Raw genomic sequence first — 23,145 nt, forward strand, 5'->3', positions numbered from 1 at the left:
GGATTATGTGAGGTGGGTTGTGTCGTTAAGGGTGATTACCTGGCGATCGTGAGTGAGGTCATCCTCTCGTAGGTGCGTGATCCCTCCAGGTGTTGTAGAGAATTTCGCGTATCCAGCGTGGCCTACAGGCAGGCCAATCCATGCTGTGAGGAGGTAAGTCAGGGTACCTCCATGGGTAACGATGATGGCGCGCTCAACCCCTGCCTGCTGCACTCGGTCGAGCGCCCTATAGGCGCGGGTGGCCCACTCGCGCCGCGTTTCAGTTCCGGGCGTTCCCGGGTGATGATCCATCCGTGATTCATCGGCAGGAGGGGCTAGGAAGACCGTTGTACCAGGCGGAGTCCCTTCGGCATCGCCGTAAGAGCGCTCCCGTAGATCGGTGTCCATCAGGGGCTGGACGCCGAACGCCCGCCCGATCGGGTCGGCAGTTTGTCGGGCGCGCCGCAGGTCAGAAGTTGCGAGGTGCAACCCTGTCGATTCCGGGATGATCTGCAATAGACGCTGGGCAACTCGATGTGCATCGTGGGTTCCTCGCTCCGTTAAGGATGAGTCGTACCAGCCGCCGACCAAATTCTCTGTGACATGCGTGGCCTCGGGATGGGCGACGACGAAAATTTCGCGCATACATGGACGATAACCTGCGGTGCTCGACGGGAGAGGATTGGCATCACCGCAAGCGATCCGCTCACCGCACACCAGGGCCGAGGTAACAGCCCTGCGTACCTCTTGATCGCACTGTATGCGGGCGGTGTGCCGCCCGCCTCGCTACTCCAAGCTCCTCGTCAGCGCCCCATGTTCTTCCCGTTTTCCCCAGAGCGCCGTGTAGCTAACCAATTGTTCATTCGACAGTTGGAAATCACCCTCGACCACGAGCAAAGTCGTGTCCCACGGCCGAAAATCATCTAGGCGTGGGGTCAGCAGAACCGCGATTGATCGAGCTTCAGTGATGTTCTCGTTCTGGCCGCGCTCGGTATGACGGAGCATTAGCCATGCCTTGAACGCATCCGCAGTCGCTTCGCTGTAGACCGAACAAACTACGAAGGAGACCTGATATCCGCCCGGGGCGGACGGCAGGAACGTCCGGGATCTCCATCGAATACTGCCTGACTCGTGGTTTGCGTTGAGTTCGCCAAGAAGAAGGCTTCCGAGCTCTACTCGTGAAGCTATCGGGAGCGCATCGATAGCGGCGAGAACCTCGACTCTCATCTCGGGCGTGCATTCGTCGCCGTCGATGCTGGCGATGTCCTCGCAGATTAGCCTGGTTAACCCAAATTCGCTCGGATACTGCGCACCCGCTGGTTCCATGGGCAACAAGGGGTAGCTGAACCGCGTGCCTAGTTCTTCGATCTTTGGATCAGCTGGATTGGAATCGGTTAATGAAACGGCGGCATCAAGTGACGCTAGATCGAAGTATCGATAGGGTTCCTCGCCTAGGTACTCAGTCGAAGTTTCAACTCGAATCAAGTAGCGAATGACTGCACTCGTGGTTTTGAGCTGTTCAAAAAGAAACTCCCAGTCTCTCCTAGTTAGCACGATGGTAGGGAGTGAACCCTCTGTCACTCCGAGGGGATGCTGCTCTGGAATCTTAGGATGGTCGATGACGACAACGCCTACCCACTGCACAGCTCTGCCGTCGATGCACAGAAGGCGCCCGCGGCCGTTCTCAAGGTTTATCGCTGACTGCTGAAGTCGCCGATAGGTCCCCTGAACCTGCTTAGTCGCCTTTGCGGCGTTCTTATCGATCCATCTGGCTTCCTTGTCTGCCGTGGACAGGTCCGCGCTACGGCCCTTCACCTGGACGATCGCCCCCACCTCCCCAGCAACTAGGAGACCGTCGCCGACTTCTCGCACGCCTGATCCCTTGCGTTCTACCTGTGGTTTCATCACGAAGTCCGGTAATCCCCATGTGGCTACAGCTTCATGAACTGCACGTTCTGCGGCGATACCCACAGTGTCGGACGCTCGAAGCTTCGTGGCATTAGGGATCCGCCGGCTCAAACACACCGTCCTCAGTCGGCACGAGTAGTACAAGTTCGCTCGGATTTGGATCGATGACGACAGCCACACGAGCACCAGTCTCAGTCAAGCCTGCAAGCTCCGACTGTTCCCAAAGGCGCGGGGACTCTGATGCACTCCTCCACAGATCGTCTCGATTGAGAGATTCGATAGGAAGAGCTCGTATGCCGCGCACCTTGCCTGAAACAGACGCGAAGTGAGCATGCAGCAGAATGACTACCTCCAGAACCTCTCGCAACCGCGAATCGAGCGTGTCGTCCGCCTGGACTGGAACGAAGTCCGCAGCAAACCCTAGGTCCAATAGCGTGCCTGGACGGCCAAATACTCGCATGCCCCGCTGATACGCAGGTACACGAAAGTCGGCAACTACTCCTTCCGTCCTACTTCCGAGGTCGAAAGACGAGCCGGGGATGCACTCGATGCCCTCGCTGTTTGGTTCAGTAGAGACAGTCGGATTAATTGGAGTCGCCCAAACGGTGATGTTCGCACCGGCATCCAGCGCTTCGGTCCATGTCAGGAGTTGCCGCATTCCCTTCTGAATGCGTTGTATCTGTTCTATCTCTGAGTCGGGAAGGAATGGCTGCGTGCTTAGAACAATGTCAGCGTGCGTCCGCAGCACCCCGTTGATGCACGCCTGTGCCAATAAAAGCTCGAGGTTCTCTTGGGAATTCGCAGTTGGCCAGTATCGCTGAACATCCTGATCGCGTGGCGTGCGACTGGAGGAGAACAACTGCACCGTCTCCGTGATTAGCGAGTCCAGCGCCGACCACAATTCATTGATGCACGCCGCAAAGCGTCGGGTTAGCTCATCGCGTAGACCGTCAGGCCACTCGACGGAAGCGGTGATGGTCCCAGAGCCTTCGTCATTAACGTTCACCATTGCACCCATGAACTGCTCGTTCAGAGCCGAGCTCCAAAGTGCGGCCATCTCTGACCTACCTTGCTGGGCAGAACGGACGTGGGCAACTGCTCGCGGGTAGCTCTCCTCAATCACACTCGCACTCTAAGCGCTGGCACCGACACATCAAGCAGGAGCCGCTAGAACCGCCCGTAAACCGAACCATCAAAGCACCGGGGCTGACCTATTTGGTCAAGTTGTGATCGATAGGGATCTCATCAAGGAAGTCCAGTAGTTCTTTGCCACTTTGTCCGTAGTCAACCATCGTCGTTTTGAGACGCGGCTGCGCTGTGGCCTGCCCGCGTAATCCTTCTGGTACTGGCTCGACGGTGCACTCGATCGTAGTGCCTAAGGTCCAGAAGTTTCCCTTAACTCGGAGCGTGAACCCATTCGGCAACTCTCGAAGATCGGCATACCGGTGATTGGATGAGAGCAAGGATCGAACGTGTCCTTGCAGGGTCTGCAAATCCTCTCTGCTGGAGAACTCCAAACTCGCTTCGGTGCCTTTAGTTTGTACACCACGGGTCTGTGTAGCTGTCCGAGTTTTAGTGGTTCTGCGGCTCAATATCAGTAGTAGGATCACCGCCGCGACCAACAAGATGCCAAAAACTATCGAAGCAATTACGGCTAATTCCTGCATGGTGCCCCTCCAAGAATGCTAATTGTGTGTCAGCCTAGTTCGGCGCCTCCGTTACCGATACCGCAGATGGCTAGAAGCTTTGGACTTGGCAATGGTTTACGCTCTGGTCATGCCAAGCCGAATGAAGGACCAGTGAGTGTTAAGGAGGAGAGGCGGAAGCCTCCCTTAGAGGTGGTTTTCGTTTTTTGGGCCCTCCTAGTGGCCATAGCGGTAGTAGACATTATGGGCATCTTCGTTTTGTTGGATATGGCGGGAGAATCAGGACCGACATGGGTGCCCTGGTTGCTTGGGATCATCCTGCTGCTGCTTTCCGTGTTCGGCGCCAGCTTCGCTCAAACACTCAAAGATGGTGACCAGAAGATGCGCTATTACATGAGCTATTCCGTCCTGACCTGTGGGCTAGGTTTCTCATGGCCACCATCTTGGAAGTGGCTAATCTTCCTCGTACCGGTCATTCTGATCGGCCCACTTTGGCTGCCTCGAGCCCGGCGGTTCTTTGACGGAGCAAACGAAGACCCCTCAACCGACGCGGCCGGTCCCCGTCCGCCCGAACCCACCGTATAAGGGGCCCGCCAGCGATTCCGGACTGCTTTCCATCGATTACGCCGCGAAGTAACCGTGCCGTAAGCCGAAGGTTCAGCGTGCGGGCGAACTCGCCCTGCAACGTCGGCCCGCAGTGCGCGACCGTGTCACCCTCGAAGAACCCCGGTTCGGCCTCGACCTCGTCACCGGCTCTGCGGATCGTGATCGAGGACCGCAGCAGCGGTGAGGGCTTCGTCGTTGACACTCCCCGGATCTGATCCCCCGCTTTCGCCGGCTTCAAATATCGGTCGATCGACGCCGCGCTCATCGCTAAGAGTTCGGTGCGCACCTCCGGTCCATACCGCTCGACGCCATCGATGAGCTCGCCGTGCGCTTCGAGCAGATCGAGCTGGATGCGCATCGAAACCACAAGATACTTCCCGCATTGCCCACCAGAGGCGGCCCACACCCGCTGGAGCACCTTCAGCGCGTCGTAGGAGTACTTCGGTGGCCGCGGTTTCCTCGGCTTCTGCGCGATCTCACGACCAACCCCAGGAGGCTGTTTCGCCGCCTTGGTGAGCCGCCGCCGGGCGTTATCCCGCGACCAGCCCGTCACTCCCACCACCTCCTTGAGGATCCGGCCCTTATCCTTCTTCGGCGCCTTCACGTACGCCTGCGCATACCTCGAGGTGACCTCAGCACGAGACGTCATCGACAGTTCACTCCTCATACCTCACGAGGGTCACCGTTTCGCGGGCATCCTTACTTGAGGCACCGAGGGTGTTTCGCGGGCACTTTAGATGAGTCTCGTCGGCGGCTTGTTCACGAACGAGGCTCCTTGCTTCACTAGTGAGTGAAGTCCCCGGACCCGCCTCTCTGGACATGAGCCATGATGCGGCCGGGGTTATTTTTTTGCCTGCCCCAGACTATCTGCACGGTCGTACCAGCCCCCGCACAGAAGAAGCAGGGGGCTGGTGACAGGGATTGTCAAGGTCTGCGGGTGCCGGTGTGGTTTTCCCCGTCCTCACCGGGCGAGGCGAGGAATGTGGCGGGGTTTCCTGAGGCCCTGGCACCGGCGTTCAGCCAGGCGTTGAGAGCGTGAGCGTTGCGACGTTCCAACTCATCCAAGCAGGATTGACAGAACAAATACAACTGTTCCAAAGTTGCGGCGTCGGAGGCTTCGCGAACGGGTAGATAAGTCGTACGCCAGGCCCTGCACAATCCGGCGTCGCTGAGCTCGTGCAACGACTCGGAGACGGGCATACTTTTCGTCCCAGGGCGGCCGGTGTGAACAACGGAATGATGCTCATGATCCAGTGCCGGATCTGACAGTGCACCTGTCGATATGTCGGTTGTCCGGGTGGCATGGTGGATTCTGCGGAGCGCCCCGGGGGAAGTGACCGCCATGATGACGAGTAATAACAGGGTGAAGGAGCCCAGCAACGTTCTCAGTCCGGCTATTCCCAGCATGGCTATGGTTCCGATCCCTGCGTGAGTGGCAACCGTAGCCACCGATCCAGCGGATTCACTGTGTCCGGTGGGATGCCCGTAATGCCGGCGCAGGGTGAGAGCGAGGGCACCGGCAGCGGTGCCGAAGAGCGCAAGCATGGTCAGGCCCAACCAGGGCAGGCTGATGGTGCTTATTGCGGTGCCGATGATTGCGGTGAAGAGCCATCCGGTCATCCAGAGGCGGCGGTACGTTCTCATCGTTCCTCGCGAGACAATGCCGGTTGCCCTGCCGGACCCATCACAGGGTCCTGCAGAACAACCGGCGTTGTGTGACTAGTTAGGGGCGGATCAGCCGCCGAGGCCGCCGAATCCGCCGCCGAGCTTGCCGAGCAGGTCCTGGGGGTTGATGCCGAACTTGTCCAACATGCCCTTGTCCTGGTCGGTGTCGACCTGGTCGGGGAGTTCCTGCTGTGCCTGGTCGGCCTTGTCCTGGTCTCCACGGTTTTTCAGCAGGTCGATGATCTGTTGCTTGTCAATGTTCATGGTGTGCGTCTCCTTCTTGTCTGTTGACTTGCTGTGGTTCGGTGGGTTTAGTGGTTGTCGACGAGGTTGGCTTTGTCGACCTTGCGGTGGAAGTGCATGCCGGCAAGTCCGCCGAGGATCGCTCCGATGAGGGCGACGACGGCGGCGATGATCGCTGAGATGATTCCCGCGGTGGTCATGTTCTCCGCGTTGGGGATCTGCGGAAAGCTGTTCAGCTGGGCCAGGATGTTGAACTGGGATCCGGCGATGGCGCCGAGGATGCCCACGATGACCGCGATGACGATCGCCCAGACCCAGACCGCAATGCCCTGCTTCATGCCGTTGAACCGTGCCATCCGCCCGGCGACGTATCCGCCGCAGTAGTAGGCGATGAATAGGATCACTGCCAGGATGATGGCTCCGATAATGCCTGCCTGTTGTGGATCCTGGGTTGCCTGGCTGGCGTCGTCGGTGTTGGTCACGTTCCCCACCACGGCGCCGAGCGCGGCTGCCAGGGCGGTGAGGAGGACAGCGGTGCCGATGGCGGTGAGCCAGCCGAAGAACGCCGAGCCGATCTTGACGCCGCCGAACTCTTCCTTTTCACGTTCCAGCAGATGGTCCCGCTGATCCCGGTCCGCGTCGCCGCGCCGCCGGTCGCCGCCATCATTGCTGTAATGCCTGCCTGAGGTCTGGTCGTTATCGTCGGACCCGTCATGGGCTGATCCTGCGCTGGTGCTCATGATGTCTCCCTGAAATGCGAGGTGCCGGACGCCCAAAGCAGCGCCCGGCACCGATAGTTATCAGCGGCGGTCGCCGCGGGTGGTGTCGATGTCGTCGGAGTCGATTTGTTCCTTGCGGACTTCCTCGTTCACTGTCTGCTGCTCGGTGACGGTTTCCTTATCCAGGCGAACCCGCTCGACCGGTACAGCTTCCTTTTCCACGACGGGGCGCTCTTCGTGGAGGGTGACTTCGTGCTCTTCTTCGCTGATCGCTGGACCGTCGTAGGCATCGCCACGGTTGGCGTCGGTGATCGGCTCGCGCTCGACCCGGACCTCTTCACGCTGCACGGGAACGGTCTTGGTGACGTTCTCGGTGACCACGTATTTGCGCAGCCGGGCCCGGCCGGCTTCCCGGCTCTCCGTACCGACCCGGAGATGCTCTTCGGAGCGGGTCATTGCGTCATCGGTCGTCGGGCCCGAGGTGTCGTGGCCAACAGCCCCACGATCAGTAGTGCGGCCAGTGTCGTAGTCGGTGCGGTCATGGTCGGTGCGATCGTAATCCCCGGTGGCGTAGCTGTCGGTGGAGAGCCCGTAGTAGCGGTAGAGCTCGGCTTCTTCCTGCTCGCTGAGGTGCCCATCGGGCGCGACGTTGGGAGCGTCCTTGACCTTTGACTTGTCGTAGGCGACGCGGACGTCGTTACCTTCCAGGGACGCTCCTTCCAGGGGTGCGAAGGACTCGTTGGAGCCGAAGAGGCCGGTGTTGATGGTGACCCAGCTCGGGTTGCCTGTGTGGTCGTCGACGTAGATCTGGCCGACCTTGCCGATCTTGTCGCCGTCGTTGTCGAGGACCTGACCGCCGGCTTCGAGGATCTGGTTGATGTTGTCCTGGGAAATCATGGTGTTCTCCTTGTCAGTGATAGTGCAGTCGATACTGCGGAGGGAGGGTTCTGAGCGGTGGTTAGACGCGGTGGGCGCCGGATCCGTCATTGGCCTGGGTCTTGGCCTTCTCCTGCTGGGCCTTGCTCTCGAGCTGGTCCTTCGCGGACGGAGAGGTCTGTGCTTCGGCCTTCACCCGGGGTGCTTCTTCCTCAGCTTTGTTGAGGTAGGTTTCCCAGCGCTGTGACATCGGCTTGATCAGTCCGCCGCCGACACCGACGATGATGACGCCGACAATCGCGGACAGTACTGCAATTAGGATCGGAGTGGTGACCGTGGTGGCGATCTCGACCTGGTTCAGGGCTGCGATGATGCCAAGGCCGAGGATGAAGATGCTGGCGATGTTTGCCAGGACCTTGCCGTAGGAGAGCCCGCCCAGGGTGTTCTGGATCAGGCTCTTGACCGCTGCTGCAATGGCTGCGGCGATGATCACGATGATGATCGCAACGATGATCTTCGGCAGGAACGCGATGATTCCGCGCAGCAGGTCGCTGACCGGGTTGGGTCCGAAGACACCGAAGGCGAATTGCAGCACGAACAATACGAGGGTGTAGTAGAGGATTTTCGCGATGATATCGCTGGCATCCAGCGAGGATTTCGCCAGCGCTTTCTTCACTCCGCCGCGCTCCACGGCACGGTCGAATCCGACCCGCTCAAGGAGCTTGGACAGGGCCTTGGAGATGGCTTTGGCGATGAGTAGTCCCACGATCAGGATGACCAGGAACAGCAACAGCTTCGGAACGAATTCGACGACGGTCGCTAGACCGCTTCGCAGTGTTTCTTCCATCAAGACCTCCAAATTTGAACGGAAATTATGGGTGCCGATTGCGTCGGCACCCTTTTGCGTGACCTAACCGTAACCACAAACATCCCTGAATAGGAAGCATGCTTATTACTAGGAGGCCTGCCCAATTATGGTTATTTGGCAGGTAACTGATGGGTTACGCGGCTCCTGGTTGCTGTAGCAATTGGGGGAGGAGTTGGAGGAGTTGAGCCCGCAATCCTTCGGCGCCAGCCAGAAGCGACCTCTCAATCTCCTGACCTTTTCGCAGGATTTCATGCCCGCGAGTGGTGACGCGCACCATCCGGTACCTCATGTCGGCGGATCTGCGGAACGTTCTCACATGGCCTTGATGCTCCAGACGGTCCAGCGTGTATCCGATAGTTGGCGTGCGGACATGGAGGGCTTCAGCCAGCGCGGCCTGATGGGCGATAGGCCTCTCGGCAGCCGCCGATAAAGCCAGGTAACCGGCATAGGTAACACCCACTCCGGTCAAATACTGGTTCCAGGTCTGAACCAGCAACCGCGAAGCATGGGCGAGTAGATCGTGTGAAAACTCGGCCGACTGCTCGTGCACTGACTCCATACCCGCCCCCTCTCCTCCAGAAAGGTCAGCATACTTACCTTTTCTGGTGCCAGGTAGGCAGGGCAGGGTCGTCGGGCCCAGCAGCGTAGACGCTATAGATTCTCTTGACGTTCGTCGCAGGCGGATGCCTTTCTTGCAGATTGACGGGATGGGACGTGCTGCTCAAGTTGGGCGGGATAGCTTTCGTGGTGTTCAAGGACCGAACAGTATGACTGACTGCGTCCCACCAGCGCGGGTCGGTCTGCCTTCAACGAACACCTAGCGGCCCTACAAGAAGTCGCTCGAGACTTTGACGAAAAGAATGAAAGCGAATGAGTTCCGTGCAGATATATCTCTGCTCAGGAGCAGCAACTCACCTTGTCTTCAAGGATTATCAGCACACTTAGTAGTGTGCACTTCCTGAGTGTGCGAGCAAGAGAGCCGTCCCGAGACTGCGGTTCTCAGGTGCCGGCGGTCCGAGTTTCCCCAAGTTCTCAAAGCCGCCGGCACCACCTTCTCACTCCCGAATGGTGTGCAGCACGGTATCAGTCGCCGCCGTCATCAGTCGCTGTCACCGCGCAGCCAGGTGATCGCGGTGTCTTCCGTGAGGAAGAACTGGGTGGGAACTGGTGCGGTGAGTGCGAAGGCGACGAGCACGTGATCCATGGAGGTCTTTCCGAGGATCGCCAGTCGGTTCATACAGGTTGCGGCCCAAAAAACCTTTCGCGCTTCCAGGCTGATGGATGCCGGAGCGGCCATGTCCACGAGGAGCCGGTCAACACCGCCGAATTCGCCGCCGAGTGTTGTGAGGGTGTCGATGAGGCTGCGGGCATCGTTTTCATCGAGCGCGCACCCGGTGTCCCAGCGGACATGCACAATTCCATCCGGCCGGGGTAGGACTTGGAACCGGTTTATGGTGCGTATCGACACTGATTTTCCCCGTAACTCAGAGCTGATCGAGCAGAAACGACTCCCAGCTTAGTGAACCCATCTAAAGATCATTCGGGGCACGGACGGTGACGGCTTGGTGTCTTGACGGGTCTAGTGAATCACTCGGTACGCTGAACGGGCACCTGAGGTGGTGTGGAATCGGAGCGGGTCTATACCCTGATTCCGTGTAGGGGCCGGCAACTGGTCGTCCAGTATGACCGCTGGCCCCTACACCCTTGACGGTCTCGCGTGCGGGTTCCTGACAGTGGACACTTGCTCAGCGCAGCAGTGCCAGCAGCGGATCCGGCCCAGGGGTTTCACCTAGCGCGGGTTCGTGGTTGGTATGGAAAGCGTCGGGGCGCAGGGAGGCGATGATGGACTGCAACGCGTTGCGCAGGTCCTCATCTGATAGGCCGGTGGATTCCTCGAGTTGTCGTTCCTCAGCGTCCAGGGCTGCCAGGAGATCGTGCCCGCTTGGGGTGAGTTTCACCAGGGTGAGGCGCCGGTCGTCTTCGGTGCGGTCCCGTTGGACGAGGCCGCGCAGTTCTAGCCGGGCCAGGGTTTTCCCCGCGGTTTGGGGTTGAATGTGGAGCAGGGCGGCCAGCCGCGCCTGGCTGATCGCCTCCCGTACGTCAAGTACCCGTAGCAGGGTCATCCCGGCGTGGGTGATGCCATGGGCGCCCAGTCGCTCATTGTCATACCGTTCGTTCAATCGGGCGGCGGTGCTCAGCAGCCGGCTTACCGACCAGGTGTCCATCTCCATCGACGTTCAACTCCCCTCGGGACGCCCGACCCGGTGAGGCAGGACGTGGTAGGCAACCTTACCGGCCTAGACCGAAATTCTTGGGAGGAAAACCGGGTGCTTTGGGGCAAGAAACCCTCAACCTAGGGACACCCTGGCGTCGGGAAGAGGGAGCTTCTTATGCGGTTTCCCGCTCATCGGTGGCGGCTTCACGCTTATCGGCTGCGGCGTCACGCCGGTCGAGTTCCTCGGTGAGTTCTTCTTTTCGGAACTCGGTCTCCATTGCCGGGATACCGTTTCGGGTGTACTCGAATTCCAGTTCCCGGTGCACTTTGCTGTTGAGGACTTCCACCTCGGGAAGCTCAAGTTCGGCAAGATCATCGGGGAACGATTCAGAAGGGTCTAGTCTGCTGCTCATGGGCACCTATCAGACGGTAATGTAGTCAGGCCTGCTGCTAGACCTGGGAGGCCGGGGGCGGTAACGCCGCGGGCCGTTCAGTATCATAACCGCTGATTTCCGCGAGAACACCCGTGAAGGGTGCTGGATTTGTGAAGCCTGCTATCTTCAGCACACAAAGTTTTTTGAGTTGTTGAAGCTGATGACTCATCCATTACTGGCACTGCGACGAAGAAGTGGCAGCAGTTTGATCAGTCCCTGTTTTGCTGTCTGTTTCTTCGCTGTTTGTTTCACTGTTCCGTTGGAGGAAATGTTGTGAAGTCGTTTGCTTGTGGTGACGTGGTTCCCGGTTGCGAGGCCCGTTGGGTGTGCAGCACGGAGGACGAGGTCCTTGTCGAGGTCGCCTCGCACGCCCGCACGGTCCACGGTATGCATGAGGTTCCTGCGGGGCTGGTCGAATCGGTGCGCCGCTCGATCGTTACCGTGGGGTCATAGGTTTCCTCGCTGCAACCGATGCGCATCCTGGACGGCGCGCAGGCAGGATGGGCTTCCCGGTTGGCTCTTGCCGCGGACGGGCACGGCCTGAGCGCCGCGTACCAGCCGATCATCGACTGTGCCCGGGGAACGGTCGTGGGCTACGAGGCCCTAGCCAGGTTCCCCGGATACACAGAGAAGAACCCGGAGACCTGGTTCGCTGCGGCCCGGGCGCTCAGCGTATCGGATCAGTTGGAGGCCGCCACCCTCCGGGCGGCGCTCTCAGCACGTCGACACCTGCCGCCGAACTGCTTTCTCACCGTGAACATCTCACCGGACCTGCTCAACTCCGAGCTCATCCGGCGGATCTGGCGGGAGGAGGGGAACCTGGCCGGTCTGGTCGTGGAACTGACCGAGCAGGCGGCAATCGATTCCTACCGTGACCTCGAACCGGATCTGAACCAGCTCCGTTCAGCCGGTGCCCTCATCGCTGTGGATGACGCCGGCGCCGGGTATGCCGGGCTCCGGCACCTGCTCTCACTGCGCCCAGCGATTATCAAGATCGACCGCGACCTGATCCATGACGTGGACCGGGACGAAGCTAAACGCGCTCTCATCGAGATGCTCGGGACCTTCGCCAGCCGCGTCGATGCCTGGATCCTGGCCGAGGGAGTCGAAACCGCGGAGGAACTGGACGCTCTGGCCGGGCTCGGTGTGCCGCTGGTACAGGGCTACTACCTGGGGCGGCCGGGAGATCCGTGGGCCAGGATTGCCGGGGAAGCGGCGCTGCGGCTGGCCTCACGGAACCAGGTGGAGCACTCCACCACGTTGCGGGCAATCACCGAACCGGCCGTGACCGTCCACACGGTCGAGGAAGCCGCTGGCGTGTTCGCCAGCGACCCACGACTGCAGACAGTGGTCCTCGTCGACGGGGAAAACCGCCGACCGGTATGCCTCGTGCACGCAGCCGGGGCGGCGATGGGCGTGGTGAACGATGGGATGCGCGCGAACCTTGACACCCCCGTGCATGAGGCACTGGCACGGTGCATGACCCGCCCCGACGTGGAACGCTTCGACCCGGTCCTGGTCACAGACAATGCCGGCAGGTTCGCAGGTATCGCACGGATGGAACGGCTCATTACCGCGCTCACCGCAGCCCACGAAACACTGCTCTGAGGAAGTGCATCACCACGGCGGCAGGAGGCTCAGAACGTTTACCTGAGGCCGCTTCGTTCCTCATCGTCTGGCTCAGATACGGCGGGAGGATCTGCGGGCCGGTCGAGCCAGCGCACTTTGCCGTTCTCGTCGAGGGCTTCTTCAAGCTTGTGTTTGAGTTCGAGTGCCAGTTCCGCTGCTTCGTCGAGTTTTACGGCCGCCCCGGCTGTGCCGGCCCGGCCCTTTCCCGCCTGATTCCGCGAAGTGGGTCCCATCGGAGGCCTGACCGTGCCAGATAGCCAGTTCCTGCACGGACTCAGCCAAGGATTCCTCAGCATCGGCAAGGTTCGCGATGATCGTGTGAGAGGTAAAGGGGCGCGGGATTTCTTCCACAGCTCCTTCGAGTTCCTCTGCGTCGCGTTTGACCTTCCGCGCAGCGGCTGCCGCCTTCGAAGGAACCGGTGTGCTTCCTCGGTTAGTGTCGTCGGATCCTGGAGCAGCTGCCATTTTGTCTCCTATACCCGCCGGTTGATCAGCTGCCTTAGTTATACACCCTCGCTTCAACGGTGCGCCCAGCATCCTGTCGCGCCCACACCCCCGCCATCGCGCCAGACACGTGCGGTGGCCGTGCGGGTGGGTTTGCTGTGCGGTGGTGTTCCGGTGGGTGGTCTATTTTCAGGGGCGGGAGCGGTTCTGTTGGGTTTCGTGGCGCCGGTCGGCGCGGTCGACGCTGGCTTTGTCCTTGAGGTTCACGCCGGCTTTGCTGGCCGCTTTCTTCGCTTCGGGGCTGGTGAGGTCCGGTACTTCGAAGGTTTCCGGGGTGATGGTGTTGTCCTGGGCGGTGTAGGTCCGCTGCTGGTGTGTGAGTTCCTGTTCCTTGGCGGCGGCTTCCTGCAGGGTTGCTGTGGTGACGGTGACAGTGCTGCCGGTGAGGCTGGTTGCCAGCAACGGGGTGTATCCGTGCGTGTGGCCTGCCCGGTTGGGATGGTAGGACTCGGCGACCGGCCGGGAGAGCCCGTTGATCCATTCGGTGTCATCGCACACCGCCCGGCCGGTGAATGCCTGGGTGGGGTTCCGGAAGGTGAAGCCGGCGGCCGCGGCGGCTGCCGCGGTGCGGGTGTTGAGCAGGTCAGCGGTGGCATTGAGCCGGGATTCCTCGGTCGGGGAAAACCAGGTTGCTGCGTTGCAGTCCTCACCGTTGAAGATCCGCGGGTACCCCGCGACGACGACTTTTGCCTGCGGCGCGCGGGTGCGGATCGACGCGTACAAGCTGCTCAGCCGGGAAGGGAGCTGGTTATTGATGATGTTCACGGACCTGTCGATCGCCGTCGTGCAGTTACTCATCCACGCCGGCTTCGCGCATTCAGTGAGAACATCGACGAACCCGGCGTCGTTGCCGCCGACGCTGATGGTGACGTAACTGGTGGTGCTTCCCAGTGCGCCCAGCTGCGTGGCTGTCACATCGGAGGTCGTTGCCCCGGAACAGGCCCGGAAGTTCAGGCTGTACCCCTTGCTGGCAGCCAGCAGCGACGGGTACGCGTACACCGAACGCTGACAACTCGTGCCATCGGCAAGGTAGGACCGGGTTCCGGTTCCCGAGGAGTAAGAATCTCCCAAAGCCACATACGTGCTACTCGGCGCAGCCTCCCTGGCCGCAGGTGACACACCCCCGGCCAGGGAGGCTGCGCCGAGAAGCACGAAGGCAGCAAGCCGGGCGGAGACGTGCAAGATGTTTCTGTTCATCAGTATCCCCAGGAATGAGCGTGTGAAAGGCGCTCCACATCCGGTGCGCTGCCCGAATCTAACACCCCCAGACCGCACAGCAGCCGCGGATACCCGCAGGTTCACCACAATTTTCAACCCAGCACCCACGCCAGGCGGGACGCGTCACCACCGGACCGCTACAGAGGCCCACTGGTGTCCTGGTTTACGCCGCGTTCGGCCGGTGTGCAGCGGCCGTCTGACGTCGTGCAGCCCTGGGGGTTTTGGTTGCCAGGCGGTAGGTGGTGCCACCGGTGGGGGAGGGCCGGTACTCGATCAAGTGGAGCAGGGCGGCCAGGCAGAGGGCGATGCCAACCATTTCAAGGGTTTCCTCCAGCAGGGTGAAAACAAAGAATGCCGGGGTGACGCCGTCGGAGGCCAGGGTGAGACCGGCCAGGGTTTCGACTCCGAGCGCACCGCTGATGAACACCAAACCGGCCAGAAGCAACCCGTTCCTGACACCGGTCGGGAGGCTGATGATCAGGCGCAGCAGGAACGCCACAATACTCAGGGCTATGACGGCGCCGGGGATGACCCAGACGAAGCCAAGATCGAAGGGCAGGAACACGGAGAGCTCGTGCCCGATGACGTCAAGGCGTTCATGGAGTTCGAGCATTTCATCGATCGAGAACACCACGCACACGACGGAGAAAACCCACCAGGAGATCCGGTAGCGGGAGGACCGGGCGGCATACACGCCAGTAAGCACTGCCGCGATCAGCCACATCCCGGAGCTGAACCAGGTCGGAACATTGATCTCCCGGCCGACGTCGAAAAAGTAGAACCAGAAGTGAATCCGGTCGAACGTTTCCGGGGTGGCGGCGTCAACGGCGAAGAACAGGGCGCCGCTGGCAACGCTGAGAACCGCTACCGGGACAAAGAATCCCAGCGCGGTGCGCCAAAACCGGATCCGTACCCAGTCACCGCCCTCAATCACGGGGCGTTCCTGGGCTGGGTTCGGTGTGTGATCGTGGGTCAAAAGTTTGCGCCCCAAAGTGGTGCGGTTCCCGGTCAGAGCAAGATCAGCCGGAACGGTCTCAAAAGATCAGTATAAAGAGCACGGGCAGCACGCTGCTGGCAGGAATACCTTGTGCGCGTTGACCAGGATGGGTGTTAGTCCCTTTCCCGTCGATGAAGCAGCTTGGCGTCCATGTCTTCAAGGTCCTTCACAGCTGCGCTGAGCAGCTCCTGACCCTCCGCGCTCGGGCCCACAGCCCTCATACCGTGCACGGATCTCCAAGACGGCCGCCGCCAACTCTTCCCGCGTAGCCACCAAATCGGCGGCACGGCACGCAGACGCTCCATCCGGAGCCGTGCCCGTCACGCCCGGCCCGTCGACGGCATGCGGTGGACATGGACACAGGAGGAACAATTCAGTGTTCGTGCCGCCTGGATAGCCAGGTCATTGATCTCGCGGAGCACGTCTTCTCGGCCCTCATCCCAGGAACGCGCCCGGTCAATAAACACGGACCACGCCGCCGGCGCTGCGTCCTGGCCCAGAACGATGATCGATGCCCGCATCGACAGACCCCAGTGCTTCATCGCATGGACATCGTGCACTGGGTAATTCTCAGCTGTCTGGACCAGCTTCAGCGCATGATCCAACTGCATCTGCAACTGGGTTTGTTCCCTCAGGTACCACCGCTCGTCCTCGAGGGTCACGGTGGCTTCCCGCCGATCGCTTTCCGTGCGTTCCTCAGCGGCACGCCGGTCGCTGATCGCCAGCCGGATCGCGTTCTCGCGGCCCTTCTTACCGTTGAGTAACGCAACCCACAGGCCCAGCACGGTCAGCACGATCAGAACGATCTGGATCACATTGCCCACGACGGGATCGGAGAGCAGGTTCATAACAAGCAATCGTAGATGCCCACCCCAGCTTCGTTGATGATAGACAGATCACCGGGTTGAGATCTTACCCACTGGTCGGATTCCCGCTGCGCTGCCCAACCGATACAGCCCCGGTGGTGTCCAGGCCGGAAAGATTCTCCTGAAGCCAGGGAAGAACCAGCGGAAGAACGACATCCGGTTGCATCGCGGCGGGCTGGTCCAGGCCATCGAGCACGTGGACATCCCAACCAGCTTCCGTCAGCTCTTCCCTGTTCGCCAGTAGCGGGCTGGCCATCGAGATGGTCCCGCTCAGGCCGGGCAGAACGTCCTGGGACCCGATAAAACACAATGCCGGGCAATTCACCCGATGCACCGCCTCCGCAGCGCCGTTACTGTCCTTCAAAGCCCGGAAGAACGCCACGAACTGCCTGGCCTGCGCGGCGCGCATCGGCAACAGAGCGTGTTCCTTCCCGCCCAGCGGTTGGAGTTGTGGCTGCGGCTGTCCGAACGTGTGCGGGGTGGCCGGGTTTGTGGTCTGGACCCGCGCAACAGCGTTGCGGTGTGCCTGGACCGCCAAATCATGGAGCGCATCGATCGGCGCCCCGATCGGGGGAAAGCCTCCAACCACCAGCGCGGTGACCCTGCCAGAAGATGCCGCGAGGAGAATCCCGGCAAGGCCCAACCAGGAAGATCCGTAATAGGCGAAGGAACCCACACCGGCGGCGTCAGCCACCGCCAGAAGGTCTTCGGCTACATTCTGTGGTGTCAGGGTTCGTGGTGCTGGTTGGTTCAACCGGTGATGCTCATAATCGAAAGCCACCACGGTGAAATGTTCAGTGAGCGATTGCAGCAAAGTCCCGCCCAGATCCGGATCAAGGTCAGCGATTTTCAGCTGAGGCTCGCGATCGCCGCGGGCCGGATCCAGGCCAAGCGTTACGAGCAACGCCGGTCCCTCGCCGTCGATCATCAGCGGCAAAACAGTGTCATCGTGCAACCGTGCGTTAGGCATCCGGGAACTGGCTCCTTCTGCGGGAGCTTCCCCCTGTCACCGCATTCATATTCGTGTGTGTGCTGGTAGTCGTGAATGGTTCGTCACAGCAACCACCTCGGATCGGGTATGCGTCTCACTCTACGTACCCGCTCGCGTGTCTGCCTGAGGTGGTGCTGACAAAGGTGGTAACGCTTCGGTAAGTGGCCCGTTAGACTGAGGTGACGGTTAAGCAAGTGGCCGTCAAAACAGCTACGCCGACATGGTTGCTAGTTTTTGTTCCCATTGCACGCCTGTTGGTGCTCCGGGCGTCGAAATTATCTTCTGATGCCGCTCTGGCATGACAGATCCGGGGCCCCTGCAATGAGCAGCGATCCAGCTGATTCCCGCACCAATGACCTTCAAGATGCCGTCCTTGATTCTTTGGACGTTGGTCACTTCCTTGATGGACTCTGCCGCCATGCCGCGCAGTCCCTGGGTGAAGGGGAAGAGGTTTTGTGTGGGATCACGTTGCTGCGTGATCGGAAGGCCGCGACGGTCGCCTCCAGTAGCGAATCCGCCCGGAAGATGGATGAGGTTCAATACAGCTACGATGATGGGCCCTGCTTGAGCGCTGCCCGCGAGCAGGCCACTGTCGATATCCCGGACGTTGAACGGGAAGCACGTTGGCCGGAGTATATGGATGCAATCAGCGGGCACGGGATGCGTTCGATTCTCGCGGTCCCTTTCGATTTGGCAGGGGATGCGAAAGCTGCACTGAACCTGTACTCGGATGCTCCAAACAAATTTGGGAATGAAGCCATGGAACGTGCAAGAGCCTATGCAGGGGAGGCTTCCCGGTCGCTGCGCCTGGCTGTGCGGATCGCACATCACAGCGAGCATGCCGAGGACCTGGCCACGGCGATGGAATCACGCACCGCTATCGATATCGCTATCGGCATCATCATGTGTCAGAGCCGGTGCAGCCAAACCGACGCATTCGAGTACCTGAAGAAGGCGTCTTCACACCGGAACGTCAAACTGCGCGATCTCGCCGGGCAGATCGTCGCCAGCTCAAACGCCAATTCACAACCGGCAACACACTTCGATCACTAGCAGGTCAGGCGCAGGGTTAAGCAGTCAGCCCTGTACGGACTGGTCACAGGACCAAAAACCCTGTGGCCAGTTCTATATGACGAGCATGAGCCCTCGACCGTGGCACTTCGCCTGGTGCGTTCAATAACGATGGTATGTAAGACATCACCCCTCAATAGGGCCGGGTTCCCTCGGGCGCGGTTTCTTCGACGCCCGTCCAGACTTCTGTCATATCGATGATGAGTTGATCGCGCACCGTGATGAAGGTTGCGACTTCGAAATGCTGCACTTGTCCTTGGCTCACTCCCGTTACGTGCGCTCGACCTGCCGCGCGATCACCGTTGGCTACCCAATCCAGAAGAACGAAATTGTGGAAACCGGGATAGTCCGCGTTGAGCCGCACCCAAGTATCGCGGTCGAACGACTCGTTAGTGTGCACGTAGCGACAAGAAAACGGCTCATCCCAATCGGGGGTGTAGGAGTTGGGGTCTGAAGCCGCCGGTCTCGAGCAGGCTTCGGGCGATGTAGTTGGTCAGGTTGCGGAACCCGAGTGCGGAGCCGCGCAGGTGTTCGAGCCGTCCGTTGAGCGCCTCGGTCGGCCCGTTGCTGGTGCCGGGTCGTTCGAAGTAGGCGAGCACGTCAGCGGCTCGCTTCTTCAGGGTCCGGCCCAGGGTGGTGAGCTCGGTGAGCACCTTGGGGACGCCGGCGCTGAGGTCGGTGATCAGCTTCTCCATGAGCTCGCGGCCACGTTGCCGGTCCTCGTGCCGATAGGCGGCGATCATGCGCTGGTAGACACCCCAGCTCGCCTCGACCTCGACGTGAGCGTCATCAACGAACAGCGCGCGTAGCCTGTCGCTCTGCTTGTCGGTGAGCAGGTCCGCGCCGGTGTGCAGCGTGCGCCGCGACTTGTAGAGCGGGTCGTCCCTGAACCCACGGTGCCCGTGGATCGCGAGTTGGACCCGGCGCCGGCACCTGTCGAGGGCGTCACCGGCCAGGCGCACGACGTGGAAGGGATCCATCACCGTGACCGCGTCCGGGATCTCCTCTGCAGCGGCGGTCTTAAACCCGGTGAAGCCGTCCATCGCGACCACCTCGACCGCGTCACGGAAGGCGTCGTCGCGGTCGGCGAGCCAGGTCTTGAACGCCGCCTTCGACCGGCCCTCGACCATGTCCAGCAGCCTTGCTGGGCCGGCGCCATCGCGGACCGGGGTGAGGTCGATGATCACGGTGACGTACTTGTCGCCACGCCTGGTGTGGCGCCAGACGTGCTCATCGACGCCAATGACCTTCACGCCCTCGAACCGCGTGGGGTCGTTGATCAGCAGCCGCTTGCCTTCAGCCAGGACCGCGTTGTTGGCGGTGTCCCACGCGACCCCGAGTCCCTCGGCGACACGTGCGACGGTGAGGTGTGCGACCACGATCCCTTCCAGCGCCCACCGCAGCCCGGTGCGCGAGAGCTTCGCGCGTGGCTCCGCCGCGGCGCTGGTGTCTTGGCGCCACACGTGTCCGCAGTCGGCACAGCGGTAGCGGCGCACTACAACTTCCAGCACGGTCGGTCGCCAGCCCAGCGGCTCGTGGGCCAACCGCCGGATCACGGTGTCACGAGCAGCGCCTTCGCTGCCGCACCGTCGGCACCACTGATCTGGTTCCACCACGCGGCACGCGAGGACCGCACGATCCGGTTCAAGTCGTTGTCCGGTCACGCTCAGACCGAGGCCGTCGAGTCGAGCGAAGGCGGTCAGGTCAGGGCGGCCGAATCCGGCCGGCGGGGTAGCGTCGGACACGTCGAGGTCTTTCGGATGGATGGCGTAGGAACCTCCGTCGTCGGGAGACCTCGACGTCTATCTGCGGACCGACGCGCCCGGCCGACCTACACCGTCATCTGAGAAGACCCCTGAAACGTCTTCGCCGACGACGGGGCCGGCGAGGAGGAGGGCGCGGTGAGCTAAAAGAATGGAGCTTGCTCGGCTTCGACGCCGCCGCAAGCTCCGGTGAAACGGTCGGTACTGGTCGGTCGTCGTCAGTCACCACCGGATGGCGGCGTCCTCCACGCTCGGCGTTTGCGCAGGTCAGCGGCTCGTTCGCCCAGTGGGCGCATCAAGCGATAGACGCAAAGCCGACGTGATTAGGTCGTCCGTTCGATTGCGACAGGCGGCTCCGGCGAACCGTTCTGGTGGTCGCGCGATGCGCTGGCCTCACGGCTCTGCCCGACACCGACGTCGCTCTCCTCTGCGACGGACCCCTCGCCGGCTGAGCGCTCGCGGCCGGCATCCTGTCCGTGTGCCGATAGGCCTCGCACCGCTCGGCAACGCAGCGTGGCGTTGCGTCGCGACCTGGCGACGGCTCGGCGGGGCGCGATCGTCTCGTGCGTTGGCGGACTACGGGAGCTTGGACGCGAGGACGTCGGCCGCCAGGATCTCGGGTGCTGCGCCGAGGAGGTGCTGGTTGGCCATCAGGGCTGCGACGATGGCGCCGTTGGCGTGGGCGTCGCGAGCGGCTTCGTCGGGGAATGCATCGAAGATCCAGAAGGTGTCGGCGTGGGTCCTGACCGCGAACCAGACAATCGTTCCTACTTCTTCGTTGGCGAGTGCGACAGCGCCGGCGAGCAGATCGGCGACCGCGTCGTGCTGTCCATCGGCCGCGACGATCTTGGCGACGAAGGCATACGGAAGTGATGCGGGTGTGGACATGAGGGACTCTCCTTGACGTCGGGGTTCTTCGTGGGACGAGTCCAGCGTATGACGAGCGAGGGCCGGTGGGGAGTGGCGTATGCGGCAGTATTGCTATTGTTTACGTCATGCGTATCGGACTGATCGCGATCGACGGCTGCTTCGGTTCGGCTATCGCGTCGATCATCGACATCGTGCGGGTGGCCGACGGAGCCCGCGGCGATGTCGACCCGCGGATCGACCCGATCGAACTCGCCATCCTCGGACCGAAACGGCGAGTGACCACGACGGCATCGATGACCCTGTCGGTGGACCACCCGCTGTCGGAGTCCGGAGAGTTCGACGTGGTCGTCGTCCCTGCGCTTGGAACCCTTACGGCCGCCGCTACCAACGACGTCCTCCAGAGCCGAGATGCTCGTTCGGTCATCGCCTCGCTCGGGCGCCTCGACGAGGCGACCACCCGGATCGCCGCGGCGTGCACCGGCGTGTTCGCTGTCGCCGAGACCGGACGGATGCATCATCGGAGGGCGACGACCAGCTGGTTCCTGGGGCCGGAGTTCCTGAAGCGCTATCCGACCGTCGCCCTCGATCTCGACACCATGGTCGTGGTCGACGGGAACCTCGTCACCGCCGGCGCCGCGTTCGCCCACATCGACCTCGCGCTCTCACTCGTGCGATCGATCAGCCCCGACCTGGCCCAACATGTCGCCAAGCTCCTCATCATCGACGAGCGTCCGTCGCAGGCGGCCTTCGTCGCCTACGAACATCTCCGGCACGAGGACCCGATCGTCGTCGAGTTCGAACGCTTCGTGCGCGCCCGCCTGGACGAACCGTTCAACGTCGCCTTCGTCGCGCAGTCGCTCGGCACCAGCCGGCGCACCCTCGAACGACGAGTCCGTGCGGCGCTCAACCTCACTCCGCTCGGCTTCGTCCAACGGCTTCGCATCGAACGAGCTCGGCACCTCTCAGCAACCACGGACTTCACCTCCGCCGAGATCGCGCTACGGGTCGGCTACGCGAACGCCGAGACTCTGCGCTCCCTCCTGCGCAGGGAGCGACGCCGTTCCTGACCTATCGCCATGCCTGTAGCCGGTGTCCTAGCGCTCGACTGGAACCACCTCTCAGCACGTCGCGTCGACGCTCCTGCGTCGCCCCTGGACGACCCACTCGACACGCCCGCAGCACAGGTCATGTGACGTGTCCCGGCTTCCCGGACGGTCGGGGTTGGGTGGCTGTGATGTCGCTGCTTTCTCGTCGAGGGGGTCAGCAGACTCGATCAGGGTCGACTGGGATGAGACGCGAAGGCGGTCAGGTCAGGGCGGCCGAAGCCGGCCGGCGGGGTAGCGTCGGTCACGTCGAGGTCTTTCGGACGGATGGCGTAGGAACCTCCGTCGTCGGGAGACCTCGACGTCTATCTGCGGACCGACGCTCCCGGCCGACCTACACCCTCATCTGGGAAGAGCCAAGAAAACTCCGGGTGTAACAGGCCTGCTAGCTCGCCCCACCGGTGTGCATCTATCAGTTCGGCAAGCTTCCCCAACAACTTCGCGCTAGACATTCATCGATTATCCCGCAGACGATGGATTCCGAGACGCCGAACAGTGAGACAGGACACGCCAACAGAACGTGCCTCGTTTCCCGTGACCCATTCGCTGTCTTGATAACGGGCTTCCTGCGGAAGCTTTTCCAGCGAGCGGTGCTTGATAGACGGAAGGCCCGGAGCCTGTCGTGTAAGCTTCCGGGCCTTCCTACGAAGCGAGCCTCGTCAGTGAGTTTTGATCACTTTCGCGTTCCTTCTTAGGAAATCCTCGATCTCGGGCGCTATTCGAGCGCGATCAATAAGTAGTACAAGAGGTTCCCACCAGTCGAGAACACACCACGAATTTAAGCGACCGAATATGAGGTAATCCTCCGTGGTCAGTGGCTCTTTATCAATAAGCCGCTGGAGTGCGTCGCCCGCATCTGCTTTCTTTATTATTAAATTGATATCAATTGAAGCGACGTCTTCAGTTAACCATCCTCTCAGTGGTTCACCGGGGCGGTAGTTCGATGATTCCGCAATGATACCCATGAGCCGATA

General features: G+C 61.3%; 27 protein-coding genes. 4 read left to right on the forward strand and 23 right to left on the reverse strand.

The window, feature by feature from the left end; genetic code table 11:
* Positions 1-3: 3 nt before the first annotated feature.
* The 14 genes from JOD47_RS09720 to JOD47_RS09785 all read right to left on the reverse strand — a co-directional run bounded on the left by JOD47_RS09720 (position 4) and on the right by JOD47_RS09785 (position 11,138).
* Positions 4-624 (reverse strand): histidine phosphatase family protein, encoded by a 621-nt coding sequence (locus JOD47_RS09720; RefSeq protein WP_204533885.1) that lies wholly within the window; start codon positions 622-624, stop codon positions 4-6.
* A gap of 141 nt (positions 625-765) precedes the next feature.
* A complete protein-coding gene (locus tag JOD47_RS09725) occupies positions 766-1,950 on the reverse strand; it encodes a hypothetical protein (protein WP_204533887.1) in 1,185 nt (394 codons plus the stop codon).
* 28 nt (positions 1,951-1,978) lie between these two features.
* Positions 1,979-3,010, reverse strand: a complete 1,032-nt coding sequence (locus JOD47_RS09730; protein WP_204533888.1) for a hypothetical protein — start codon at positions 3,008-3,010, stop codon at positions 1,979-1,981.
* 88 nt (positions 3,011-3,098) lie between these two features.
* Positions 3,099-3,554, reverse strand: coding sequence for a hypothetical protein (locus tag JOD47_RS09735; RefSeq protein WP_204533890.1), 456 nt, complete (start codon positions 3,552-3,554; stop codon positions 3,099-3,101).
* A 451-nt stretch (positions 3,555-4,005) separates the two neighbouring features.
* Positions 4,006-4,788, reverse strand: a complete 783-nt coding sequence (locus JOD47_RS09740) for a hypothetical protein (RefSeq protein WP_204533892.1) — start codon at positions 4,786-4,788, stop codon at positions 4,006-4,008.
* A gap of 275 nt (positions 4,789-5,063) precedes the next feature.
* Positions 5,064-5,783, reverse strand: coding sequence for a hypothetical protein (locus tag JOD47_RS09745; protein WP_204533894.1), 720 nt, complete (start codon positions 5,781-5,783; stop codon positions 5,064-5,066).
* Positions 5,784-5,873: 90 nt separating this feature from the next.
* Positions 5,874-6,068 carry a hypothetical protein gene (locus JOD47_RS09750; RefSeq protein WP_204533896.1) on the reverse strand — a complete coding sequence of 65 codons (195 nt, stop codon included), beginning with the start codon at positions 6,066-6,068 and terminating at the stop codon, positions 5,874-5,876.
* Positions 6,069-6,115: 47 nt separating this feature from the next.
* Complete coding sequence (locus tag JOD47_RS09755; protein ID WP_204533898.1) at positions 6,116-6,787, reverse strand: hypothetical protein; 672 nt, start codon at positions 6,785-6,787, stop codon at positions 6,116-6,118.
* Positions 6,788-6,847: 60 nt separating this feature from the next.
* Positions 6,848-7,663, reverse strand: a complete 816-nt coding sequence (locus JOD47_RS09760) for a DUF2382 domain-containing protein (protein ID WP_204533900.1) — start codon at positions 7,661-7,663, stop codon at positions 6,848-6,850.
* A gap of 61 nt (positions 7,664-7,724) precedes the next feature.
* Positions 7,725-8,489 carry a mechanosensitive ion channel family protein gene (locus JOD47_RS09765; protein WP_204533902.1) on the reverse strand — a complete coding sequence of 255 codons (765 nt, stop codon included), beginning with the start codon at positions 8,487-8,489 and terminating at the stop codon, positions 7,725-7,727.
* Positions 8,490-8,643: 154 nt separating this feature from the next.
* Positions 8,644-9,069: a MarR family winged helix-turn-helix transcriptional regulator gene (locus JOD47_RS09770; RefSeq protein WP_204533905.1), complete on the reverse strand. Its 426-nt coding sequence runs from the start codon at positions 9,067-9,069 to the stop codon at positions 8,644-8,646.
* A 540-nt stretch (positions 9,070-9,609) separates the two neighbouring features.
* Positions 9,610-9,978 carry a DUF7793 family protein gene (locus JOD47_RS09775; RefSeq protein ID WP_204533906.1) on the reverse strand — a complete coding sequence of 123 codons (369 nt, stop codon included), beginning with the start codon at positions 9,976-9,978 and terminating at the stop codon, positions 9,610-9,612.
* A gap of 277 nt (positions 9,979-10,255) precedes the next feature.
* On the reverse strand, positions 10,256-10,741 hold the full coding sequence (locus JOD47_RS09780; protein ID WP_204533909.1) for a MarR family winged helix-turn-helix transcriptional regulator: 486 nt from the start codon (positions 10,739-10,741) through the stop codon (positions 10,256-10,258).
* Positions 10,742-10,898: 157 nt separating this feature from the next.
* Positions 10,899-11,138, reverse strand: a complete 240-nt coding sequence (locus JOD47_RS09785; RefSeq protein ID WP_239548061.1) for a hypothetical protein — start codon at positions 11,136-11,138, stop codon at positions 10,899-10,901.
* 294 nt (positions 11,139-11,432) lie between these two features.
* On the opposite strand from JOD47_RS09785, the gene JOD47_RS09790 reads away from it, so the two are divergent.
* Positions 11,433-11,612 carry a DUF1059 domain-containing protein gene (locus JOD47_RS09790; RefSeq protein WP_204533912.1) on the forward strand — a complete coding sequence of 60 codons (180 nt, stop codon included), beginning with the start codon at positions 11,433-11,435 and terminating at the stop codon, positions 11,610-11,612.
* An 18-nt stretch (positions 11,613-11,630) separates the two neighbouring features.
* Positions 11,631-12,767: an EAL domain-containing protein gene (locus JOD47_RS09795; protein ID WP_204533914.1), complete on the forward strand. Its 1,137-nt coding sequence runs from the start codon at positions 11,631-11,633 to the stop codon at positions 12,765-12,767.
* Positions 12,768-12,805: 38 nt separating this feature from the next.
* Here the strand turns inward: JOD47_RS09795 and JOD47_RS09800 are convergent, their stop codons facing one another.
* The 5 genes from JOD47_RS09800 to JOD47_RS09820 all read right to left on the reverse strand — a co-directional run bounded on the left by JOD47_RS09800 (position 12,806) and on the right by JOD47_RS09820 (position 17,343).
* Positions 12,806-13,021 (reverse strand): hypothetical protein, encoded by a 216-nt coding sequence (locus JOD47_RS09800; RefSeq protein ID WP_204533916.1) that lies wholly within the window; start codon positions 13,019-13,021, stop codon positions 12,806-12,808.
* A 400-nt stretch (positions 13,022-13,421) separates the two neighbouring features.
* Entirely contained in the window at positions 13,422-14,489 is a 1,068-nt protein-coding gene (locus JOD47_RS09805; RefSeq protein WP_204533918.1) for an SGNH/GDSL hydrolase family protein, read from the reverse strand.
* 184 nt (positions 14,490-14,673) lie between these two features.
* Positions 14,674-15,444 (reverse strand): DUF8692 domain-containing protein, encoded by a 771-nt coding sequence (locus JOD47_RS09810; RefSeq protein WP_204533920.1) that lies wholly within the window; start codon positions 15,442-15,444, stop codon positions 14,674-14,676.
* A 383-nt stretch (positions 15,445-15,827) separates the two neighbouring features.
* Positions 15,828-16,355: a hypothetical protein gene (locus JOD47_RS09815; RefSeq protein WP_204533922.1), complete on the reverse strand. Its 528-nt coding sequence runs from the start codon at positions 16,353-16,355 to the stop codon at positions 15,828-15,830.
* 64 nt (positions 16,356-16,419) lie between these two features.
* A complete protein-coding gene (locus JOD47_RS09820) occupies positions 16,420-17,343 on the reverse strand; it encodes an alpha/beta fold hydrolase (RefSeq protein ID WP_204533924.1) in 924 nt (307 codons plus the stop codon).
* A gap of 342 nt (positions 17,344-17,685) precedes the next feature.
* Between JOD47_RS09820 and JOD47_RS09825 the strand changes: the two genes are divergently transcribed.
* Positions 17,686-18,417 carry a GAF and ANTAR domain-containing protein gene (locus tag JOD47_RS09825; RefSeq protein WP_204533926.1) on the forward strand — a complete coding sequence of 244 codons (732 nt, stop codon included), beginning with the start codon at positions 17,686-17,688 and terminating at the stop codon, positions 18,415-18,417.
* 151 nt (positions 18,418-18,568) lie between these two features.
* Here JOD47_RS09825 and JOD47_RS09830 read toward each other — a convergent pair whose 3' ends face one another.
* The 3 genes from JOD47_RS09830 to JOD47_RS09840 form a co-directional block, all read right to left on the reverse strand.
* Positions 18,569-18,835, reverse strand: coding sequence for a nuclear transport factor 2-like protein (locus JOD47_RS09830; RefSeq protein WP_204533928.1), 267 nt, complete (start codon positions 18,833-18,835; stop codon positions 18,569-18,571).
* 19 nt (positions 18,836-18,854) lie between these two features.
* Complete coding sequence (locus JOD47_RS09835; RefSeq protein ID WP_204533213.1) at positions 18,855-20,180, reverse strand: ISL3-like element ISPfr2 family transposase; 1,326 nt, start codon at positions 20,178-20,180, stop codon at positions 18,855-18,857.
* 594 nt (positions 20,181-20,774) lie between these two features.
* A complete protein-coding gene (locus JOD47_RS09840; protein ID WP_033107114.1) occupies positions 20,775-21,086 on the reverse strand; it encodes a putative quinol monooxygenase in 312 nt (103 codons plus the stop codon).
* 107 nt (positions 21,087-21,193) lie between these two features.
* On the opposite strand from JOD47_RS09840, the gene JOD47_RS09845 reads away from it, so the two are divergent.
* On the forward strand, positions 21,194-22,135 hold the full coding sequence (locus tag JOD47_RS09845) for a GlxA family transcriptional regulator (protein ID WP_053548963.1): 942 nt from the start codon (positions 21,194-21,196) through the stop codon (positions 22,133-22,135).
* Between the two features lie 695 nt (positions 22,136-22,830).
* Here JOD47_RS09845 and JOD47_RS09850 read toward each other — a convergent pair.
* The gene (locus JOD47_RS09850; RefSeq protein WP_204533930.1) at positions 22,831-23,136 is read right to left on the reverse strand and encodes a hypothetical protein; all 306 of its coding nucleotides are present in this window, start codon (positions 23,134-23,136) and stop codon (positions 22,831-22,833) included.
* Positions 23,137-23,145 lie beyond the last annotated feature (9 nt).

Source organism: Arthrobacter tumbae (assembly GCF_016907495.1).
Taxonomy (GTDB): Bacteria; Actinomycetota; Actinomycetes; order Actinomycetales; family Micrococcaceae; genus Arthrobacter_D; species Arthrobacter_D tumbae.

What these genes read in the sequence shown, in the direction of transcription:
- JOD47_RS09720 (WP_204533885.1), bottom strand. Translation starts at nt 624, where the DNA reads ATGCGCGAAATTTTCGTCGTCGCCCATCCCGAGGCCACGCATGTCACA.
- JOD47_RS09735 (WP_204533890.1), bottom strand. Translation starts at nt 3,554, where the DNA reads ATGCAGGAATTAGCCGTAATTGCTTCGATAGTTTTTGGCATCTTGTTG.
- JOD47_RS09740 (WP_204533892.1), bottom strand. Translation starts at nt 4,788, where the DNA reads ATGACGTCTCGTGCTGAGGTCACCTCGAGGTATGCGCAGGCGTACGTG.
- JOD47_RS09745 (WP_204533894.1), bottom strand. Translation starts at nt 5,783, where the DNA reads ATGAGAACGTACCGCCGCCTCTGGATGACCGGATGGCTCTTCACCGCA.
- JOD47_RS09750 (WP_204533896.1), bottom strand. Translation starts at nt 6,068, where the DNA reads ATGAACATTGACAAGCAACAGATCATCGACCTGCTGAAAAACCGTGGA.
- JOD47_RS09755 (WP_204533898.1), bottom strand. Translation starts at nt 6,787, where the DNA reads ATGAGCACCAGCGCAGGATCAGCCCATGACGGGTCCGACGATAACGAC.
- JOD47_RS09760 (WP_204533900.1), bottom strand. Translation starts at nt 7,663, where the DNA reads ATGATTTCCCAGGACAACATCAACCAGATCCTCGAAGCCGGCGGTCAG.
- JOD47_RS09765 (WP_204533902.1), bottom strand. Translation starts at nt 8,489, where the DNA reads ATGGAAGAAACACTGCGAAGCGGTCTAGCGACCGTCGTCGAATTCGTT.
- JOD47_RS09770 (WP_204533905.1), bottom strand. Translation starts at nt 9,069, where the DNA reads ATGGAGTCAGTGCACGAGCAGTCGGCCGAGTTTTCACACGATCTACTC.
- JOD47_RS09780 (WP_204533909.1), bottom strand. Translation starts at nt 10,741, where the DNA reads ATGGAGATGGACACCTGGTCGGTAAGCCGGCTGCTGAGCACCGCCGCC.
- JOD47_RS09785 (WP_239548061.1), bottom strand. Translation starts at nt 11,138, where the DNA reads ATGAGCAGCAGACTAGACCCTTCTGAATCGTTCCCCGATGATCTTGCC.
- JOD47_RS09795 (WP_204533914.1), top strand. Translation starts at nt 11,631, where the DNA reads ATGCGCATCCTGGACGGCGCGCAGGCAGGATGGGCTTCCCGGTTGGCT.
- JOD47_RS09800 (WP_204533916.1), bottom strand. Translation starts at nt 13,021, where the DNA reads ATGGGACCCACTTCGCGGAATCAGGCGGGAAAGGGCCGGGCCGGCACA.
- JOD47_RS09805 (WP_204533918.1), bottom strand. Translation starts at nt 14,489, where the DNA reads ATGAACAGAAACATCTTGCACGTCTCCGCCCGGCTTGCTGCCTTCGTG.
- JOD47_RS09815 (WP_204533922.1), bottom strand. Translation starts at nt 16,355, where the DNA reads ATGAACCTGCTCTCCGATCCCGTCGTGGGCAATGTGATCCAGATCGTT.
- JOD47_RS09820 (WP_204533924.1), bottom strand. Translation starts at nt 17,343, where the DNA reads ATGCCTAACGCACGGTTGCACGATGACACTGTTTTGCCGCTGATGATC.
- JOD47_RS09825 (WP_204533926.1), top strand. Translation starts at nt 17,686, where the DNA reads ATGAGCAGCGATCCAGCTGATTCCCGCACCAATGACCTTCAAGATGCC.
- JOD47_RS09840 (WP_033107114.1), bottom strand. Translation starts at nt 21,086, where the DNA reads ATGTCCACACCCGCATCACTTCCGTATGCCTTCGTCGCCAAGATCGTC.
- JOD47_RS09845 (WP_053548963.1), top strand. Translation starts at nt 21,194, where the DNA reads ATGCGTATCGGACTGATCGCGATCGACGGCTGCTTCGGTTCGGCTATC.
- JOD47_RS09850 (WP_204533930.1), bottom strand. Translation starts at nt 23,136, where the DNA reads ATGGGTATCATTGCGGAATCATCGAACTACCGCCCCGGTGAACCACTG.